Annotated in this window: 18 protein-coding genes; 6 read left to right on the top strand and 12 right to left on the bottom strand. The window is 40.9% G+C overall.

The window, feature by feature from the left end; genetic code table 11:
* The first annotated feature begins 130 nt into the window (after positions 1 to 130).
* The gene (locus tag PMI05_RS06010) at positions 131 to 1444 is read left to right on the top strand and encodes a hypothetical protein (protein ID WP_007718616.1); all 1314 of its coding nucleotides are present in this window, start codon (positions 131 to 133) and stop codon (positions 1442 to 1444) included.
* A gap of 51 nt (positions 1445 to 1495) precedes the next feature.
* On the opposite strand, the gene PMI05_RS06005 is transcribed toward PMI05_RS06010, so the two are convergent.
* Positions 1496 to 2710, bottom strand: coding sequence for a macrolide family glycosyltransferase (locus tag PMI05_RS06005; protein ID WP_007718614.1), 1215 nt, complete (start codon positions 2708 to 2710; stop codon positions 1496 to 1498).
* 304 nt (positions 2711 to 3014) lie between these two features.
* On the bottom strand, positions 3015 to 3809 hold the full coding sequence (locus tag PMI05_RS06000) for a glycosyltransferase family 8 protein (RefSeq protein ID WP_007718613.1): 795 nt from the start codon (positions 3807 to 3809) through the stop codon (positions 3015 to 3017).
* 327 nt (positions 3810 to 4136) lie between these two features.
* Between PMI05_RS06000 and PMI05_RS05995 the strand changes: the two genes are divergently transcribed.
* From PMI05_RS05995 to PMI05_RS05980, 4 genes are all read left to right on the top strand, one after another.
* Complete coding sequence (locus PMI05_RS05995; RefSeq protein ID WP_007718612.1) at positions 4137 to 5219, top strand: hypothetical protein; 1083 nt, start codon at positions 4137 to 4139, stop codon at positions 5217 to 5219.
* Between the two features lie 201 nt (positions 5220 to 5420).
* On the top strand, positions 5421 to 6044 hold the full coding sequence (locus PMI05_RS05990; RefSeq protein WP_007718610.1) for an acetate uptake transporter family protein: 624 nt from the start codon (positions 5421 to 5423) through the stop codon (positions 6042 to 6044).
* A gap of 131 nt (positions 6045 to 6175) precedes the next feature.
* On the top strand, positions 6176 to 6619 hold the full coding sequence (locus PMI05_RS05985; RefSeq protein ID WP_007718606.1) for a cell wall hydrolase: 444 nt from the start codon (positions 6176 to 6178) through the stop codon (positions 6617 to 6619).
* A 240-nt stretch (positions 6620 to 6859) separates the two neighbouring features.
* On the top strand, positions 6860 to 8395 hold the full coding sequence (locus PMI05_RS05980) for a thiol-activated cytolysin family protein (RefSeq protein ID WP_007718603.1): 1536 nt from the start codon (positions 6860 to 6862) through the stop codon (positions 8393 to 8395).
* Between the two features lie 137 nt (positions 8396 to 8532).
* On the opposite strand, the gene PMI05_RS05975 is transcribed toward PMI05_RS05980, so the two are convergent.
* The 10 genes from PMI05_RS05975 to PMI05_RS05925 all read right to left on the bottom strand — a co-directional run bounded on the left by PMI05_RS05975 (position 8533) and on the right by PMI05_RS05925 (position 19503).
* Positions 8533 to 9099 (bottom strand): hypothetical protein, encoded by a 567-nt coding sequence (locus PMI05_RS05975; protein WP_007718601.1) that lies wholly within the window; start codon positions 9097 to 9099, stop codon positions 8533 to 8535.
* A 503-nt stretch (positions 9100 to 9602) separates the two neighbouring features.
* Positions 9603 to 11798: a tetratricopeptide repeat protein gene (locus PMI05_RS05970; RefSeq protein ID WP_007718599.1), complete on the bottom strand. Its 2196-nt coding sequence runs from the start codon at positions 11796 to 11798 to the stop codon at positions 9603 to 9605.
* Positions 11799 to 11804: 6 nt separating this feature from the next.
* Positions 11805 to 12857, bottom strand: coding sequence for a hypothetical protein (locus tag PMI05_RS05965; RefSeq protein ID WP_238543256.1), 1053 nt, complete (start codon positions 12855 to 12857; stop codon positions 11805 to 11807).
* A gap of 798 nt (positions 12858 to 13655) precedes the next feature.
* A complete protein-coding gene (locus PMI05_RS05955) occupies positions 13656 to 14309 on the bottom strand; it encodes a lysozyme inhibitor LprI family protein (protein ID WP_007718594.1) in 654 nt (217 codons plus the stop codon).
* 736 nt (positions 14310 to 15045) lie between these two features.
* Positions 15046 to 15534 (bottom strand): hypothetical protein, encoded by a 489-nt coding sequence (locus tag PMI05_RS05945; RefSeq protein ID WP_007718592.1) that lies wholly within the window; start codon positions 15532 to 15534, stop codon positions 15046 to 15048.
* A 94-nt stretch (positions 15535 to 15628) separates the two neighbouring features.
* Positions 15629 to 15787: a hypothetical protein gene (locus PMI05_RS30655; protein ID WP_157230858.1), complete on the bottom strand. Its 159-nt coding sequence runs from the start codon at positions 15785 to 15787 to the stop codon at positions 15629 to 15631.
* A gap of 466 nt (positions 15788 to 16253) precedes the next feature.
* Positions 16254 to 16499 (bottom strand): hypothetical protein, encoded by a 246-nt coding sequence (locus PMI05_RS05940; RefSeq protein WP_007718590.1) that lies wholly within the window; start codon positions 16497 to 16499, stop codon positions 16254 to 16256.
* 84 nt (positions 16500 to 16583) lie between these two features.
* Positions 16584 to 17234 carry a hypothetical protein gene (locus tag PMI05_RS05935; RefSeq protein WP_007718589.1) on the bottom strand — a complete coding sequence of 217 codons (651 nt, stop codon included), beginning with the start codon at positions 17232 to 17234 and terminating at the stop codon, positions 16584 to 16586.
* A 584-nt stretch (positions 17235 to 17818) separates the two neighbouring features.
* Entirely contained in the window at positions 17819 to 18400 is a 582-nt protein-coding gene (locus PMI05_RS05930) for a TetR/AcrR family transcriptional regulator (RefSeq protein WP_007718588.1), read from the bottom strand.
* A gap of 92 nt (positions 18401 to 18492) precedes the next feature.
* Complete coding sequence (locus tag PMI05_RS05925; protein WP_007718587.1) at positions 18493 to 19503, bottom strand: fumarylacetoacetate hydrolase family protein; 1011 nt, start codon at positions 19501 to 19503, stop codon at positions 18493 to 18495.
* Positions 19504 to 19667: 164 nt separating this feature from the next.
* Between PMI05_RS05925 and PMI05_RS05920 the strand changes: the two genes are divergently transcribed.
* Positions 19668 to 20690 (top strand): MBL fold metallo-hydrolase, encoded by a 1023-nt coding sequence (locus tag PMI05_RS05920; protein ID WP_007718586.1) that lies wholly within the window; start codon positions 19668 to 19670, stop codon positions 20688 to 20690.
* Positions 20691 to 20753: the final 63 nt, after the last annotated feature.

Raw genomic sequence — 20753 nt, 5'->3', positions numbered from 1 at the left:
AACACCACCTACTCACATATAAATTCCTCGAAAGACTAGGTCTGTTCCCGTCATCCCATGAATAAAATGAACGGTATTTTGCCAGTTAACCTGTCGTCTATACATCGAGAGGAAAATGGAGGGTTGCCTATTGTTAGCAGTCAGGAAGAAAAAAATATCCCTTTGGGTGATCAGCGTAATGATGCTCTCTGCCATACTGTTGCTCTTTGTACCATCCGTAGAAGGGGCACAGGGCAAGGGATCTGAAGCATCCACAAACACAAATGTTGTAGCCGCAGCCAAAGTCGCACCAAAAGGCTTTTATGCAAAATGGGAAATGGATGTGGGTGGAGCAAGAGGATGCTCCTCGTTGTGCTGGGAGTATTTTTACTTCATTAACGATAAGCAGGTGGCAACAACATTCCCAGAAGGCGGAATAGATGCACTCCATTGCAGTAAGGATACATGTTTGACGTATCAAATCAAAGGAAACAAACTCACGCTCAGTAACGGAAAATCGTATACGTTCAAGGTCAAATCAGCAAACGAACTGGAGATCAACGGTGGAAAATTCATCAAATACGCTCCCTCTACTGGGCTGAAGCTTCAGGGCAAGTACGAGTCTTTCAGCTATTCCTCCAACGTTCTTGGTACTGGCTATGCAAGCTCGATCACCTATGTATTCAATAAAGACGGTTCCTTTGTGGACAGCAGCTTTGTGGGCGTCACCACAGATGGTTCCAGTACAGGAGATAATTCGGGTACTTCTACTAACGTCGGATCAGAGTCTAAAGCATCCGGAACCTATCAGATCGTAAACTATACTCTCTCTCTAATCTATAAGGATGGCAAAACGAAAAAGCTCCTATTTTTCCTACCTGAACAGCCAAGTCCCAAAATGCTGCGTATCGGCGGTCGCGACTTTTTGCTCGCGGATGGTAACGCCGCTAAACCTCAGCCTCCTGAACCACCTTATACTGATTTTCTCACCACCAAAAAAATCGCCAAAAAACAAGTACTCTTTACCTTCAAGCCAAACAAGAGTGATCAGTATGACAACATTAAAATTACACTGCAAGGGTATCAATGGGCAGAGCTGACGATTGAGCCTGCTTACGTTAAGTCTTTTCAAGGGTTCAGCGATAAAGGAATTGTTGCCCTGACAGCCAAATACCGAATCGATAATACCTCGGCGCAAACGGTTAAAGTCAGCAGCTTGCAGGTGACGCTTGATTTACCCGAGTCCAAAGCCACTGTAAAAGCCGCGAACGGATTGACCCCCACAGTCAAGGACGAGTTAAAAGCAGGTGAAAGTGTGGAGAGCATGCTGGTCATTTTGGTTCCAGCGGAGCATTTTGAGAAGAACAAGGATTTCAAGCTGTGGTTCGGTCCGTTGCTCAACCTGAAAGGCCAAGATGTATTGCAAGAGGAATGGCTCAATTTCAATATTTGGAAGAAATTATAGTCAAAAAAGCTTCTTGCCGCTCATGAAGATGAGGCAAGAAGCTTTTCATTTTTAATTAGGCACGAACATCTCCATGATACGTCTTGCAGCTTCTTGGTATCCGCCAGCGTTACGCAAGGAGTCCCCTACCTGCATCGCACGCTCTTTATAGGTGGATTCGTTCAACACTTGCAACAAAGCATCCTTCAAAGCTGTCGGTGTAAGCTCCCTTCTATCTAACATAATCCCCGCCCCTAACTCCTCCACCCGCTTCGCCACAATCGGTTGATCGGAGCTTAATGGAATCATGACGAGTGGTACATGAAAATAAAGAGCCTCACTCGTACTGTTCATGCCAGCATGTGTAATAAAAGCATCGGCTTGCTGGAGTACTTCCAGTTGCGGAACGTACGGCTCAACGATGAAGTTTGGTGGAATATAATCACCCAGCGACTCCAGTTCCGTGTCTCTTCCGCAAGATAGTACGAATTGAGCCGGAATATCTTGAAAGGCTACAAAGCACAGTTTGTACAATTCCACATCTTTGGTCAAAATACTACCCATGGAAATGTATACAACCTTATCGTGTGGAGATCGAAGCTTTTCAAACGGAAACGAAGGAATATCAGGACGCGAAGTAATCGAGGGTCCTGTAAAAATGTAGCTATCGTCCAGTTTGTCAGCATCTGGTTGGAATTCACGGCTGGTAAAGACAATCTTCATGTCCCCATACTGGCGGGTAATATCTTCAATGGCAGGTACGGTTACGTTGCATATACGAGCAATACTCTGTGCAGTCTGCGTCACTCGTTCATAAAGTGCATCCACATCTACAGCATCGCTTGCATCAAACACTTCTACAATCTGGCTGAGCGGTTCAGCAAATGCCAGGTTGGTTACGGAGCAGATCGTCGGGATTCCTAACTTCTCCCCTAAAATCGCCCCTCCCCACCCAAACAAGGAGTCAAAAATCAGGTAATCAAATGATTCGTTTTCTATCTGCGTAAGAATCTCGGGAATGCGGGGTTCAATAATGCCTCGCAGCATAAAATCAGTGAAATGAAGCGGGTGTTTGAATTGTGTTGGGTAAAAACCTAAATCACGAGATACTTGTTCATCCATTTGATAAGCGCGGAATTGCGCCCCAGTCTGGGCAAGCCTATCCCGATATTCTTCTGAGCACATATAGACGACTTCTTCTCCGTTGTCGACTAGCTGCTTCACTAATCCCACTGTAGGATTGACGTGACCATCTGCTGGAATCGTAACATACAGTACGCGTGCCACTACCTCCACCTCCAAAAGAATATTCAATTAGAAAATGTTTCCATTTCATTATAGGCTAGTTAGTTGGCGAAAATGGTTAAAATCCAAATATTTCATAATTTGTTCAATATTTTATATGAAGATGTTTAGTATTGTGCATAAACCCGTATATTCTAAGGATTTCAGGAAAAGGCTCGTACACCCGCGAGCTTTTTCTTGTTTTCATTTTGAAAGAAAACAAAAAAATCCCTCCAGCCATCATTTCTCCATGTGAAGGGATTTCCATCCATTTTATTTAATTTGGAAAGCCCCGAAGACCCGATGCCTACAAGGAGTTTAACTTCTTTACTTTTTTGAGATATTGAAAATATTCCTCTCGAAGCGGGTGCTTTTTACTCAACCACGGTTTACTATCTTCCCCTGTGTAGTGAATAATGGCTGGGTCTATTCGCAGGTTGCTTTTATAAAGATGTTTGGACTGATAATTCCACTTTGTGTCAAGCTGAAGCCAATTATCATGAAGAATCGCATTCATCGGATCTTGACTGGGATAACGTATAATACTTTGGTTCTTTTTCATGTAATCCATAATCTTCTTGGTGATGTTATGCTCTCTCCATTTTTTCAAATTCATGACTAATACTCCCGCATTAAAGTAATCACAGTCATCCGGAATAGCCAGGTCGGCATGTCTTAACTTGTTAAACCCTTGCCAAGAATCCATCACCGCTGCAAGGAAATATTCATCAACTTTTGTGTTCCATAATGGAGTGATGTCCTTTTTAATAACGATATCACTATCCAAATAAATCACTTTTTCAATCTCTTTGTCCACCAGGTCTGGAATAGAAATTCGATGATAAGTTTCCTGAGTAAGATGATCACGGACGAGGAATCCATCATATAGGGTCGGATCAATCGTTACATATTTGATTTGAGCATGGAATCGTTTCACAGTTTTCGTTAAGATGGATTTATTTTCCCTAGAGACTTGACTGTCAATAACGTGAACGATGACTGGGTTTTTAGAAACCTTATTTTCAAAAAGGGAATATAACATGACTGCGAGATGTATAGCAAAACCATCATTAACGGCTGTTACAATATGAATCGTGCCCACTATTCTCCCACCCCATATCCTTATTGAGCTATATATACACACTATTCATGGACAGCGTTGGTTTGTGTGATGAAAATACCTAATTATTTCTAGATGGGAGCACAATTCACAGCTGCAGACTTCCGCTGATGCGGCTTTTTTCTGTAATCGATCAGAAAACCGTTATACGACTAGAGCATGTTCCATCCATCCCCATAAAATATATAAGCACTGTGAGAACGGCTCGAATTCGGCAATGACCTTATCCAACAAGTAGTGGTATGGGGGTAATTTGTCCAAGCTCAAGACAGGGAACAAGAAAGTACCTATTTAAAAGGGTGATGAAATATGATCTCCTTTGTGGTTGGCAGAGGTATGGGCCATCTCGGTAGATGCATTAGCATAACGGAAAAATTGCAGCAACACCATCTTCCCATTCACGTGTTTGCCTTTCGGGAAACACATGACTATTTATCGAAAAACCTGCACAATGACGTCCAATTGAAAGCCTTTAAATCAAAAAAATTCGAGGATGGTAAGCAAACCACACTATTAATAAATGATTGGCGCTCCGATGTGCCTCGATTTCGCAGTGAGGGAAAAGTCGGTGGCAACACAAAGGTCGTGACCCTTTATCACAGTGACTTTATCATCGATAAAAATGATTCAGCTCCGATGCAGGAATATAAAAATCGCATCGTAGAAATCGCCAATCAATCCGATATCTTTCTGCACATGAATCTTATTCCGCCTAAGCAGACCCATCCGCAAATGAACTGCATCTATATCCCTATTCCTTTAATCACCAGGGAAATCAACCAGTCCCCGAAAGAAGTGCGACGCATATTAGGCCTTCAGCAGAACGAGTCGTTTATTCTGGTTCACATGGGTGGCGGACTCGCTAACCGTTATGAACAGATCGTGAAGTGGTATGATCAAATAAACTCGCTTGCCGGCCGCTATCGATTTGTTGTAGCTGGGCAATTGGCAGATGAAGATTACCCATTCGATGAAAGGATCATCAAAGCCCCTCTCATCCCAAATGGCAAAAATCTTGTACAGGCGGCCAGTCTGGTCATTAGCAAACCGGGCATGGGCATTTTAGGAGATTGCATCTCTACAGGAACCCCCTTGCTTTTCCTTCCGCCAGATGATGCGGAACGCGAGCAAAAAATAGATATGCTGCGAGAAATAGCTAACAGTGATACGGTATCGATCCAGGAACCAGAAGAGATTGTATCAAAGATCGAGCATGCGTTAGCAAATAAAGAGGGCATTCAAAAAAGATTTCGTCTCGTCCCTACCAACGGCGCTGAGGTCGCAAGTAAAATTATCGAAATGGCATACCGCATCCCGCTATCGAAACTGCCAAAAAAACAGGAAGATCTCTTGCGCTTGACGCCGTATAGCTCATTTGGAAATAAGGACTGATGACTTTGAAGCAAACAAGGAGGACTGTCTTAGGTAGAAGATCAATTTCTACTTAAGACAGTCCTCTTACTTTTGCTCATTCCCCTTCTATGCGCCGAGTATATTTTCGATTAGAATATATCAGTGCTGTTCTGCTGTCGGCGGAATGTCAAATTCTTTAACAGGTATATCCTGATCTCATTGGAGGCTTTTACTACTATCATGAACAATCAACAACATACCAACGTCAAAATCGTCACAGCCGATCCTAGCGCGATCGGTTTGTTCGGACTGGCTATCGTTACGTTCGTAGCTTCTTCGCAAAAGCTTGGACTGACGGAAGGTCTTGGACTCGTGATCCCTTGGGCAATCTTCCTCGGTGCATTTGCCCAACTTTACGCATCTATCCTCGATGCGAAGCACAACAACACATTCGGGACGACCGCTTTTGGAGCGTATGCGTTCTTCTGGTTCGCGACCGCAAGCAGCTGGCTTGTGAAGCTCGGCGTATTCGGTGAGACACTCGCTGCAAATGCTGACGGCGCACAGCTCGGCTTTGCCTTCGCTGGATATCTCATCTTCTCCATTTTGATGACGATTGGATCGATGGAGACTCATAAAGTATTATTCTTTATCTTCGTACTGATCGACGTCCTGTTCGTGGGTCTGACTTTTGATGCTTTCGGGATTGCTTCTGGCGTATTCAAACCAATGGCTGCTTATGCTGAGATGGGTATCGCTCTTCTCTCCTTCTACGGTGCAGGGGCAGCAGTGCTAAATAATCACTTTGGCAGAGTATTCCTTCCTGTCGGTCGTCCGTTTGGGATTTTTAAAGATCGTTCTTAGTTTGGTAGCCGCTCTTTTCGCTGATCTGCGAGGGGGCGGCTTTTTCTATTCGTTGAAACCAAGCTTGAAGCGTAACATATCCGTTCCGTCTACAATATGATGTGCCTAGAACAATCTAAAGAGGTGAGCCGATGGCAGTCGTAAAAGCCAGGAACAGTGATATTGACATGTTGGCAAGGTTGCTTCGAGCCGAAGCTGTGGGTGAGGGCGAAATGGGGATGCTCCTTGTTGGAAATGTTGGCATTAACCGAATAAGAGCGAATTGCTCCGATTTTAAAGGAATCCGGACCATTCCTCAAATGATCAACCAGCCGCATGCGTTTGAAGCTCTGCAACATGGTATGTACTACCAAAGGTCTAGAGATAGAGAACGCCGTCTGGCACGACGGGCTGTGAATGGGGAGCGGCATTGGCCGGGCAAATTCTCCCTCTGGTATTTTCGTCCGGGAACGGCGCAAAACCCCCTGCCTTGTCCGCCGACCTGGTATAATCAGCCGCACGTAGGACGATACAAGCTTCATTGTTTTTATGAGCCAACCGCGAAAGAATGTGAAAATGTATACAATACTTTTTAATGTTCTAGACGAAAACAGCACAGGAATTACACTGCCCCAAGCGAAAAAAGGGGCAGTTTTTTTTGAAAAGCTGGTGCGGTAATGTGATAAAGCAGTATTCGCTAAGTGTAATATGATTCCAACTTCTGGTTAAATCTAAAGATTATTTCCGAAACTACCGATATAGTTAGTATTCCGGAAAATATTTACTGTGAGCATATCTAATTGAAGTTATGCTTACATCTTAAAGGAGGATACCTTATGAAGATTCGAAATCATACTAGAGTTTTAAAATTAATCGCTGGTTTATCTGTTATTTTCGCTACTGTAAATTATCCAGTTATCTCTTTTGCCGAAACAGATGATTCTAGTTTAGTCAGTGAAACTAGCAACGCTGATGACATTAATACCGGTATAGCAGACTTAGACTATGATAATGACGAAGTTTTAGCAGTTAGTGGTGATGAGATAGATAGTTTTGTTCCAAAAGAAGGAATCAATCCAAAAAGTAAGTTTATAGTCATAGAACGTAAGAAAAAGTCACTTGCAACATCTCCAGTCGATATTTCCATTATTGATTCTATGACTAATCGCACTTACCCAGGAGCATTACAACTTGCAAATCAAGCCTTTACAGAAAATAAACCTAGTGTATTACTGGTACCAAGAAAACCTTTGACTATTAGTATTGATTTACCGGGTTTGAAAAAGGAAAATTCAATTACTGTGGATAATCCAACATACGGTAATGTGTCTGGAGCAGTAGATGAGCTTGTATCTAAATGGAGCGATGAGTATTCATCAACACATACTTTACCTGCGCGATTGCAGTATGCAGAATCAATGGTTTATAGCAAATCTCAAATTGGAAGTGCTCTGAATGTTAACGCTAAATATCTTGATTCTACATTAGGAATTGACTTTAATGCGATTTCTAGTGGAGAGAAAAAAGTGATGGTGGCGGCATATAAACAAATATTTTATACGGTAAGTGCGGAACTGCCTAACGATCCATCAGATCTTTTTGATGATAGTGTTACTTTTAAGGATTTAAAACGCAAAGGGGTAAGTGATCAATCCCCACCTGTTATGGTATCAAATGTAGCTTATGGTAGAACCATTTATGTGAAATTAGAAACAACCTCTAAGAGCAAAGACGTAAAAGCAGCATTTAAAGCCCTGCTTCAGAATACTGCCAATGTAGAAACGAATGCCGAGTACAAGGATATTTATGAAGACAGTTCCTTTACAGCTGTAGTATTAGGCGGAGATTCACAAGAGCATAACAAGGTTGTTACAAAAGACTTTAGTGAAATCCGTAATATCATTAAAGATAATGCGGAATTTAGCCTAAAGAACCCAGCATATCCAATTTCATATACAAGTGTTTTCTTAAAAGATAATGCAATTGCTGCCGTTCATAACAATACAGATTATATTGAGACTACAGCTACAGAATATTCGAAAGGTAAAATATCGCTTGGTCATTATGGCTGGTATGTCGCTCAATTCGATGTATCCTGGGATGAAGTCTCCTATGATAAAAATGGTGAAGAAGTACTCACACATAAAACGTGGGAAGGAAGCAACCAAGACAGAACAGCTCCTTTCAATACAGTCATTCCTCTGCCACCTAATGCAAAAAATATAAGGATTTTTGCGAAAGAATGTACCGGCCTTGCTTGGGAGTGGTGGAGAACCGTTATTGATGAATACAATGTTCCATTATCTAGTGAAATTAAAGTTGAAATTGGAGGAACGACATTAAACCCAACAGGTGATATTACATTTAATTAGTTGTAAAAATAAACGGCTGAAATCCTTTTTATCAAGGACTTCAGCCGTTTCTCTTTTTCTTATTCCTCATTCAAATGAACAGCCGACGACCTGAATCGAATAAGGTCTTCGGTAGAAACTTCCTGACATATTTATTGTCACAATGTACTAAGCCGTAGTTCATAAAAATACTGCACAATTGGATGCTTTAGCTTCATCTTCTCGGCCATGTTTAAAATTCGCTTTTTTCCAACCCGTCTGTCCACCAAAGCTAGAATATTCAACAAGATATCATTGCTCTCTATGCTTTCTTCTATAGAAGTAGATAAAAACGTATTAGCTACAACAATAAAATTTGATTTGCTTAATGAAGCCTGTGCTGACAAAAGCTCCTTTGCATTTTCTGATATTTTTCTATTTCTTGCAATTACTTTTAGACGATCCTCCGGAATGCCCTTGGTATCCTTTCTGACCGCTTCAATTTCTTCATCGCTGATAGGAATTTGGATATCTGCATCATTCTTAATTTCCTGCTCCGTCTGATACCATTTGATTGAGCTAGTTATATCACTCATATTCAGTACGTTCTTTTTATCTACGGCAATATAACAAATTCCTGATTTATCAGGTAAATAACGGTAACCAGGTGCACGGTATTCGACCCTTCCATATAACGCAGGACAGAGAAAGCTCTCCAGTTGTTTCTTCAATTTGCTCCAGGACATGTATCCTCCTATGTTTTCAAGGCCTACTACCAGTATTTGCGGAGTTAGGCCGAAAAATAAGGGAAAACCAACTCCAAAATGTTTCCCCATCTTGTTTCCATTAAGATTACTTTCTCTATTAGAAGCAACAAGGTTTCATATATAGCCTAAGATAAAAAAGAGGGCTTTTCCACCCCTCTTTGCATTTCCGCTAATTATAGTGCGTCTTCAGGATGAATCGGACGACTAATGCATGACTCCCAAAAAGCTGGGACTAAGCTCTCAGCTTTTTTCTGTAAGTTGGAGACGTTTAACAGACAAAAAAGCAGAGGAAGTCCCTCTGCTACGCCAATACGTATCTACTATTTGTTCTTATTCTCTAACAGTGCCACACTCTCCACATGTGTCGAGTATCCAGTGAGAATAAATATGATGTATTCCCCACCCAATCTATAAGTAAGTCACATATCATCTCAATTCACTACTCCTCCTAAAAAGAACTCCCTTGTCCACAAAATAATTCATTATTTCGAAACGAACAGGGAGGGTAACAGTTGCATCATTTCATTCACATGCGCTGATTCTCCAAACATGAGATGCTTGTTCCAATCTTCCGTGCCAAGTTCCCTATCACCCATTTTGATAAAGCACAAACCTCTCCGATAGTAAATATCTTGTTCGTCTGCATCAGAAAACGCTAAAGCCTCTGTATAATCGGAAATGGATAATTGCCACTCCCCCTGTGCTTCATAGACCCATGCACGGTTGTAAAGGACGGTTGCATTTTTCTCTAGTGCAATAGCTTCAGTTAGATCAGCTATGGCCCTGTCATACTCCCCCATCTCATAGTACAGGACAGCCCTATTTGTCCAAGCGGCCATCATTTCCCTATCCTTGTTTAGGGCAGCGGTAAACGTTTTTAGTGCTTGATCATTATTGCCATCCGACATTTCAATTAAACCTAGTGTACACAGGAGCCGCGCATGATCAGGCTCTATTTCTAAACCGAATTCAGCATCTTTTCGGGCCATTTCGAATTTCTCCACTTGATACAATAATGTAGCTCTGTTAAGTAATCCATCAAGATTTTCGGGGTCTATATCAAGCAAGTAGTCATAGTCCGCCATTGCTTTCTCCACATCTCCAAGACGATTGAAGGCAGTAGCTCGATTGAAATAAACCTCTGGAAACGGAGGACTAAGCTTTATCGCTTGGTTATAATCTTCAAGGGCTTCATCCAGTCGCCCCATTCGGCTATAAAGGTTTCCACGATCAAAGTAATATTCTGGATAATTGGAATCAATCTGTATCACTTGGCTAAATGTTTCAGCTGCTTCTTCAAACCTTTTTAAAGCTACGTAAATCAGCCCTTTATTATGAAGCAACACCGAGCGATGCAACATATGTTCATCAGGAGCAAGAACCTCATTTAACCTTTGCCATCCTTCCGTAACCAATCGAAGCGCTTCTTCAGGATTATCCATATGTAACTCTACTAAAGCCAATCCATTTTGGTTAAATACTTGTTGAAATGAACGTTCTTTTTCATCTTCAATCAATTCTGCCAAATCAATGGCTTTTTGTATCCATTCTTTCGCCTTCTCGTGTTCTCGTTCTCGGTGATGCCTTGTATAGTACATCGAAAATCCATATGAAATTTGCATATGAACTCTAAAATCATCAGTGTTTGCGTACACTTCTCCTAAAAGCGTCGGTATATCATCAGTTTCACCCAATGCAGCCAGAGACGTAGCCATTTTCATTGTAAAATACCGGCTATTATCAAATTCGCTGCTCCAATTCGTCAGTTTCCGGCCACGTAGGCTCATATCGATAGTCGCATCGTAAAAACCCATGTTAATGCTATAACTAACTGCTTTAAACAACGCTTCGCTTGCTGATTTCTCAGAAGTACCGCGCTCCAGATGAAACGGAATGGCGCCTAAGTGCAGTGACCACTGCTCTTCTTTTATAAGAGATTCTGCCCTCTCTTCGTGAAGGCTCTGACGAATTTCAATAGGAGTTGCTTCATAGGCGAGCAATTCCTGCTCACAATCTGATGTGCAGTCAGAAAATATGTATCGTTTCGTTAGCTCAAGTCGCTGTTCGTCAGATAGATTTACTATCCCCATATCTTGTTCGATGTCAGAAAGAATAGGAGTAGGCTCCGTATACGTTTGTAACGCCTTTTTCAGGGCTTCATTTTCCGCTATTTCACTTGAACTTACGATCACCTGAATCAGGTCAGACTTCGCACGACGCAGAAGTGTACTTATAAATTCTGCATCAAGTTGATCACAGGCCTGCACATTTTCAAAAACCAGGGTCAATTTTCCCATTCGTTCCCGATTCGCTAATGCCAATAAAAGATCGATCAAACCATTCGACATGCGAAGTGTACGCAATTTCGAATAATAACGTGTTCTCTCTTTCGGAATAGCAAGAGAGGTAAGTGTTTCTACACTAACAGGAATGACTGCTTTCAGTTCTGGTGCTATGGATAAGATCTCGATGCAGTGTGATAAAATCAGGTCTGGCCATTTCGAATAAGCCTCTGGAATAATCTGGCGCAGAAGGTCACCAGTACCTGTATAGGGACCTCTAAGATTGCAATGACAATTGCTGACATAACATGTGGAGTATTGCTCTTCGAAGTACTTCTTTTCTCGGTCGCTGCGTCGAGATCCAATCAGCCATTGGTGTGTAATCGATTGTTTCATTTCGACTCATCCCCTCTGTTCCATTGATAAATTCCGAGTTTCCCTTTTGTTTCTACGCTCTTTTAGGTATAGATAAAATACAATTCCATACTGGACTCCCGTTATAGACAAGAAAACAACGGAATCCCAGAATTTCATGTCTTCTCCTGTAAATATGGAGAGAAAAATATTCGTTAAAAGTTGAATAGCGACCGGAATCATATAGAGTATTATTCCTGTCATCATCATCCAGCCAGTTGCGTAAAAAAAGCTGTACCATCTCGCTACCTGATGATCCCGTTCCGTATACTTGGACATATCGACCATCTTGTTCTTTTTTCCAATTAGTCCATACCATATATTTTTCAAATAGGAACGTGTAGCCTCCTGAAGATTTACACACCCCAACATCGTAATCATTAAATAATAGATATCTGTTTGAAGATGAAAATAAAATTGCCAGAAGAAACGCAAAAGTGTTGTAAATGCTAGTCCCATACAATATGCAGCTATGATTGTCTTCTCACCTGTATTTATCCAAATTGCACCAGCAACGATCACCAATAAGGAATACCACAAAATATCACCGAACATTCCAACTAAAAATGGAAGAATACGCTTTCGTTTTGGAAATCCCCAAATACCTGGCATGGAAGAAGTGAAGACCAAAAAGTACATTCTTCTGCCTATACTTAGTTCTGACGGGATACCCAGTCTTCTTCCGGCAAGCATGTGCATCCATTCATGAAACAAGATCCCTGGAATCTGACCGATCGTCATGCCAAGAAAAATCGCCATGGCGTATTCGGAAAATAAGATGCTTTGTCGACCCGGACGAATCTGTGGATATTGGTATAACAACCACAAGGCACAGGCTATGATGGCACCATAAATCAGCCAACCAAGTGGAGAAAAAGCTAGCTTACCCAACCATTGCCCCGATACTTTCTGCGCTTTCGTTTCCTTTTCCTCAACATCACAAATAAATGTCAGGTCACGTAATGTCTGCAAAAAATCATCCATGTCCACTTCATCGTGATAGGTATCTTGATACCAGGAGTGCGCTTCGGCAACACCCATGCCCTCTTGCAGTTTTCGTACAAGTGCTGCTCCATCCTCAGGAAAAACAGCAAACGTATCCGTCCCAAACCGCCCAATCAGGACTCCTTGCTTATCCTCCAGAAATGTTAACGGGTGCAATTGGATCATGCGATTTTCGTTCATGACTTTCCTCCCGGACGTTGTCATGCTATCTTCATAATTGAAAAAGAGGGGCAAATGCCCCACTTTTCCATGTTACTAAAAAATCTTTATGCTTCCATGCAAGTGCAGTCGTACATTGTGTTAGCTACTGAAGTCAATTTTACAGGCTCGGTTTTTTGCACAGTAATTTTTTTCATAATAATGCCTCCGATAAATTGTTATTTATACCATATTCGCGAATGTATGGTATATACTGGTAATGATAGCTTGATATTTTCTGATTGTCAACAATCTTTTGATTTTTTTGAAAATAAAATATTTTCTGGAAAAACGAAAGAAAACGAAGGTAGCTTTCATCTGCCACGAATTTTTCTATTTTTGCGATTCCATTTATTTTAATGCTTTTCCAATCTCCCACATTACTCCACCCTTTATATCTTAAGAGTCTTATCGCTTCCATTATGAATCAAATTTATTACGAAATAACCCTTCCACATTTAGGAAGGGTCTAGACACCAATGCATCTTGCTTTAATTTTTCCGTACTAACAGTGTACAGCACTCCACATGTGACGAGTAGACAGTAGGGGTGGTAGCCCCGCAGCGTGAATACAGTGTTATGCGCCGTTACTGTCTTCGAAGCATCACCTAAAAACCTTTGATCAAGATTCCAACTCTATTTTTTACTTTGGTATAAAAACTCAACTTCACCATCTAGCAAATATCGATATTCAAATAATTGCATTGTTCTTTCCCTAATTCTCTCCCGTATAACCGTGCCTAGGCTTACCGATCCTTGTGATCCAAGGTAACCATTATTAATAAATGTCTTCTCTACAAATTTTGTTTCCCTTAAGTGATACTGTAACCATTCTTTCTGCGATTCAATTAGTGCTTCTCTTGGTTCTCTATCCAACTTAGAAAGAAGCTTTTTATATATTTGATTCAACTCTTTATCCCAAATCTCTGTATATTTGCTTTCCAAAGCCCCCCATCCCAATGTTGTAACAATCTCTTTGGAATTTTGAAATTCATTAAATTCCACTTCATAATCATGATCTATAGGATTTCGAAGCATTTCATCATAAAATTCTCCAGTCAAATCATAGTTCCCAATGTTCATGGATAACACTTCATTGTTAGAAGGAGCTGATCGACCTTCAGTTATTTCTTTCGATTCTGTTCCATTACCTGTACTCTCTACATCAGGAGGCAGTTCAGAATTCATTATTGATTTAGTTTCGCTGTTCAAAGTAGTCGATTGACTAATATTTTGACAAGATGAAAACATTATCGTAATAAAAAGTAATAAGAGTATCTTACCTTTCATAAATTATCTCCTTAACTATTATCTTTACTATTTACCGGTAATGGCGCATAACGTCTTATTCACGAACTTCGTAAATAATCCCATATGTAGGGTATTCTCGAAAACTTTTGAACTCTCCTGCCCGTAACTTTAAGAAAGGCACCATTGTAGTTGGACTCACAAAATGTCAAAATAAAAAGCACCCTGATTCTTATTTTCATCAAGGTACAAAAGGAACTCATTTCTCTGTAAAAGGATTATGTCATCTACTCAATTTCCGGGGTCAGCCACGTTCTGTTTTACTTCAAATATATGCGGCTTATTACCGTAGGTCACATCCGTAGGCATCAAATTAACACACACAACCAATGACAACGATAATACCATCAAAGCCATTACTTTTTTCATCTGGGGCACACACTCCCTATTTACCAAAATTTCACAATAACCCGAGGAGGGCTTTTTTACGTTATCAGTCAATTTTAGAGTCGCCTGTTCCTTCGCTTCATACAGTACAACGTTCATATTGAATCAAATTCCAGATTATTTTTCCAAATCGTAATCCCACTATCCATTATCATACTTGATTTTGAAAGATAAGGTTTCTCCATCTTCTCTACTGAACACGAAATACCCTTCTTTTAAGGGACAGCCGAGATACGTATAATGACCCTGTTTTTTAATGGTGTGCGCCCAGCAGGATGACCTACACAAAGATGGTAATACAAACGGGAGTAATGGTTGCCAGATAGCAAGTTCACTCTTTTGGAGAATTAGAAATCGAATAAATACTTACAGTTTCAAAATAAAAATTCTTCATCTCATCCTCTTGTATACTTGGTTTAAGTTGTTTAAACCAATCTGCTTCTAAATCTTCATCATTAAGTACGTTTCCTCTCCAAAGGGACAATCCCAATTGCGGAAAGGTATATGAGTAGCTTAATGAAGCATCTTCATTTCTATCGAACGGTGAAATCTTATCTAGTATTTCTACGAGCTTGCTTGCTTTCGTATTAAACACATCAATACCTCTAAACAAACAATAGTAATAGTCTTTCAATGAATTGGAGATATGAATGTGGGACACTTTTCCATCTGCGTCATATTCGCATTGAACATCTTCATAAAAATGCCCTTCAATAGAATCATTCTTACTCAACTGAACATATCTCTCGACATCTTCTTTAGTCATTCCAAGCTTAATTACATCTATTGAGTGTCCTTCCTCAATAATTAAATTTTTCATATTATCCCCCTAGTATCTTGGTAATGGAAAATCTGAACACAACCTTAAACTATTAGAAGAGTAAGGCTGTGTTCAGATTAATGTTACTTTTATGTTACTTTACACCCCAGAATTGCAGTGCCAAGTAGGATGCCGCAACAATATAATCGTTATACTTATCTGCTAAGTTATTATATTTCCCTTCGGGGTCATTTACTCCTTTTAAACCGTTGACTTCAAATTTAAGTAAGCCCATATAATCTTTGTCATTCATATAACTCACTTCTAACTCTCTAAATCTTTGAGAAGAACTGTAATTTCCCCAGTTAGGCGTTTTTACATGGTCATCTGTGAACGCCCATCAAAAAGTTGACCATTTTTGGGGCAAACGCTCATCTCCGAGTTGATCACCTGCGTTAACCCCCCTTGCTACGTAAGTCCTTGACTCTCCTCGGCTCAGTAAAAAAATAGCTAATAGGTGTGAAAATGATGATGTGTGTTCAGCCTGTCAGGTGGGTAACTTTTTGTTGAGCAATGTGGTCAACAATTTAGCGAGCGTTCACAGAGACTGCTGCAAAAATCGTGGTTTTCGAAAAACCAATGATTTTAGGGGGACAAATATATGTCTCCCTAAACGTGAAACGAGCCTTAGAAGCGAATCTAGGCTCGTTTTTCACTGACTGTTTAGGTGTTCTAAAAAAAGTGGACTTTTGCAGGATATTTTAGCATCCCATTGATAGTTAAAAAAGGAAGTATTGAAAAATAACAAACGCATTCACGCCTATATGCGTAAACAAAGCTGTTTGGAATTTTCCTGTCATGCCTTTTTCTTGTCTATAGTCTAAAAATAGAGAGATAGCGGAAAAAGATAGTAGAAGCGCTATCAATGCTACCTCCATTGTATTCACAAATGTGTTATTCCTTATTGCAACCATCAACGCAACTCCTAAGATGCCATGAATAATGAAACGGATAAGTAAGAACATTGTTTTCCTCCCCTTCACTAAATCAATAAATAATCGGATGGCAATATCTTACACACCCATCCGATTATTTTCGATTTTAAAACATTATGCTGGATATATTTTTATAGTATGAAAATTTGATGGGTTAGTTCCATGAAATGCATCAAGGTATATTCCATTACCTTCATTGGTTCTGTTAATCTTTGCCAATGCAAGAACCCCAAAACCGACAATAATACCAGCAGCCCATCCAGGTACACCAAGATATGTTAAAACACCAGCAGTTATCGTTCCACTAGCCCCAACTTCCATCGCACGACGTCTAATATCTTCACATAGTTCGTCAGAGAAGTAGATCCGGTAACCCCACCAAAACAATTCATAATCCCAATATTCACTAGTGTCAATTGCAGCTAAAGATTGTTTTTTTACATCTTCACTTAAAACTAAGGTATTACCTTTTATTTTTAAGTCTTTTCCGTGTTGGTCAACGGTAAAATTTGCTTGTTTGATAAGAGCTTCTGCCTTTCCTAATTCCTCTCTATTCAAATTTTCCTTTGCTTTAGCTGATAGTGAAAATTTCTTCGTTTTGGAGTCGATTTTTACATATTTATCGACCTTTTTGATAAAGGCTTCTTCAACTTCTTGGAAAGACACATTTGCATTTTGCTCAGCTGCAAAACCCGCCACCGGCACTGAAGTCATGATTAATAGCGCACTCATTGAAACACAAATCGATTTAGTTACCTTTTTCATTATACGTCACTTCTTGATAATTTTGGAATTTTTTCCTGAAATTAAATTACCGCTAATCCCATTATTTAACAAATGGTTTTGCATAAATGGTAGTAAATGGAACCTCAATTGAGAATAAGCTGATTGAATTGAAAAATTGCTTGGATTAAAGCACCCAGTGATGGTCAGAAATCATCTCAATGCGTCGCGCGCTGGCTGTCGAGGCTACGAATTTATTAATCAGTGCCAATCTATGAGAAAATCCGCGATCCCGAGGGGAGGGATTTTCTTCATTTCAAATACCTATCCATGTAATCCGAAGTATAAATAAACTGAGTTCCCCCTGCGATCATGTACTTGTTCAGAGAAAATAAAGTATTAGACTACTGTTGTTGATTTGGTGCTATTACTGTCTAAAAAAGCTCTTTACCTAAGAAAAATAGGTATTAGACTATTCAATCCTTCCATTCAAAAAGGCCAGTCAAAACACAAAATAAAGTGTTAGACTGGCCTGGTTTATTGAGCTATCGATACCCGATAGCGCCTTGTTCTAGAGTTAGAGCTGCGCAAGCAGTCTTCGGCATATTTAAATAAATCAACAAAGCTTATGACTGAGACAAAATTCCTTTAACAAACAATGAGACACTGTACTTATAGAACTCTTCCCCGGTGACGAGTTGAGACTGATATTGTCGGTGAATTAGCTCGCTCATCTGAAATCCGTAGCACATCGAGAGAAAAGACATGGCGGCAAGACGTTCATCCTGTTTGGCTATAACTTTTTTCTTCTGTAGGCGCTCAAAATATTCAACCAGCAAAGAGTGCAGCTTCACTGGCGGATCGGCCAGCACTCTGTCCAATTCGGGAAGCATTCCTTTTTCGCGGATGCAAATCAAAATGATATCCTCATTTTTATGGAAAAACAAACGGTACTGCCGGCTTACATTCAGCAGATCGACTTCCGGATTATCGGTTGCGTCCTCTTTTAACAGCTTCTCAAATTGCGGGAAATCCGAGTGGCTTTCAATGATGGCTTCCAGTATGCCTTGCTTGCTTCCAAATTGCCGAAAAATCGTAGATTCATTGACATTAGCTTCCGCTGCAATGGCTCTGGTGCTTACTCCCCGATAGCCCTTCCTTTTGATGAGTCCTGTAGCGGCTTCAATGATTCTGTCTGAAGTATGCATTGTATTTCTCCTTTTGCATATGTTAAACCTATTCTACTACAAGTTTTGCATTTTCAGCAGGATCGGGTTTCATCATTTTCATAAACGTTTATTTAAGGTAAATCGCTTCTTTTTTCCCAGCGGCTTGGTTCCGTAATTTTTACATGATCAGGCACCAATTGCGTGAGTGTACCTAATTTCCCGAATGTAATCTGGATTCGATCAGAGGGCAACAACCATTGTTCAGTCTCGATTGCGCAGCAATCCGGTATCGTCCCCATTCCTATAATCGTGCCCGGGACCGGCGTGAAAACTTTGAGAACCTCCTCCATCACTTTTGCAGGGTGTGCAGAATACTCGGATGTGCTTCCCTTCCAGTGCAGTCTCTCTCCGATGCGTACATCCACATCCAGTCCCAGCGGGTTGTCAATTTCATCCGGCGTAACCAGAAATGGTCCTATTCCTTTGCTACGATCAAAATCTTTGCAGCGCGTCGGTCCGGTTAGTGCTTGGAAATCCGGCCACTGCACATCACGGACTGTATTGTCGTTAAAAATAACATAACCTGCAATGCAATTCCCCTTCCCTGTAACAAAGGCCAGCTCCGGTTCGATATCCAGGTAGGAAGAATACGAAGGCCAATGAATCGTATCCCCATCACCAATTAATGCATTATGGTTACACTTGTAATAACTGAAGATTACTTTATTCGGATCTCCCTGAAATTTTTCGGTAATTTTTTGTTTAAGCTCTTCTCTTTCCGGTCCTGTATATTCTCTTTGCAGCAGATTTACGCCAGCATTTCTCAGATGTCTTGGCGTCAGCCCGAAATCGATAAGCGCAGCCGGATTCGGAACCGGCGGGAGCAGTTTTACCGCTGTAATCGGGCAGATTTCATTTTCACTGAATTGATGCGACTGTTCGATAGCATATTGCATCAATTCCTTAGCGGCATCATAACTTGCTGGCAAATAATGAAGATAGCTTTCCATACTTTCAAGACTGTCAAAGAATGTTCCCTGCTTTTTCATGATTGCATAAAAAGACACAACAAATTCCTCGTTAATTACAAGCCCAAACAAAGGTTCCTGGGATGTCTTCGTTTGAAAGGTTACTAGCTTCATGTTGCAGCGCCTCCATCCATGTAATGTGATGTTGTTCTATCACTATCATAAAGCACTGAGTGAATGCACGCAAGCGCACGCTTGCATTTCTGTTTTCCATTCTCTATAATACAGACATAGTTCGTATGCCTTCCCCCAAAACATAGACGCAAAGGAGAATCTTCATGAAGTATGGACGTATTATCCAAAAACCTCGCGTGAAATTTTTTGAAGTTGCAGATGGCGTCTTCGCCGGTATTTCGCCATATCGCGGCATCAGTTGGGCCAATGCCGGGTTCATCAACAAGGGTGAAGGGCTGGTGTATGACACGTTCTTCGATTTGTTCCATGCGCGGGAAATGCGGGAGGCTTTTACGGAAGTAAGCAACGGTGGCTCTCCCGCATATGTGGTTAACTCGCACTATAACAGCGACCATGCCTGGGGAAACAAAGTGTTTAAAGATTCTTGTATTATTATGCACAAGGAAGCGTCCAGAGAGCGTTTCACCGAAAATATCGCCTGGATGGATAGCGTCATCAGAAGAGGAAAGGATTCACCGGAATCGACTTCGGGCGAGAGGTTTTTTGCAGCGGAATTTGAAGGATTCGACCTGGAAGGCGTAGAATGGGTGCTCCCGAATATTGAGATAAAGGACGATATCAACATCCGTCTTGGCGATACAGAAGTTATGATTTACAACGTAGCTCCGGCCCACTCTGACAGTGACTTGCTGCTGTGGATGCCAAAAGAAAAAGTGCTGTTCGCTGGCGATGTCGTGTTTAACGGTTGTACGGCATACAGCGAAGAGGGAACCCTCAATTGGGTTAAAGTGCTTGATCGCATTATTGATGAAATTAAACCCGAAATCGTTGTTCCAGGACATGGTGCCATCTGCGGCGTGAACTTCGTGAAGGAGCAGAGAGACTACCTCCTGAACCTGATAAGTGAGTTCAACAAGCATTACAATGACGAAATTGATTCCTTGTCCCTGACAAAGCAAATTGATATTTCCCGCTTCCTTCATTGGATTCAGCCAGAACGCTTGTATGTTACAGTGGATATTCTATTGAAAAGCAAACGAGGGTTACCACCCCTTCCACTTTGGAACGAGGTGCCTGCTCAGCTGGAAAACATGAAAGTTTTTTTGGCCGGAAAATATGGCGATCAGATCAAACAATGGGACCCTATGAGTGTTTGGCAAGAATAGCAATTTGAAGCTAGCGTACGAAAAAACAAAAAACGGTCCTGTCGCAAATAATGCGAACAGCGG

Origin of the sequence: Brevibacillus sp. BC25 (assembly GCF_000282075.1) — a bacterium.
GTDB lineage: Bacteria > Bacillota > Bacilli > Brevibacillales > Brevibacillaceae > Brevibacillus.
This window is presented reverse-complemented; position numbering and strand designations above follow the sequence as displayed.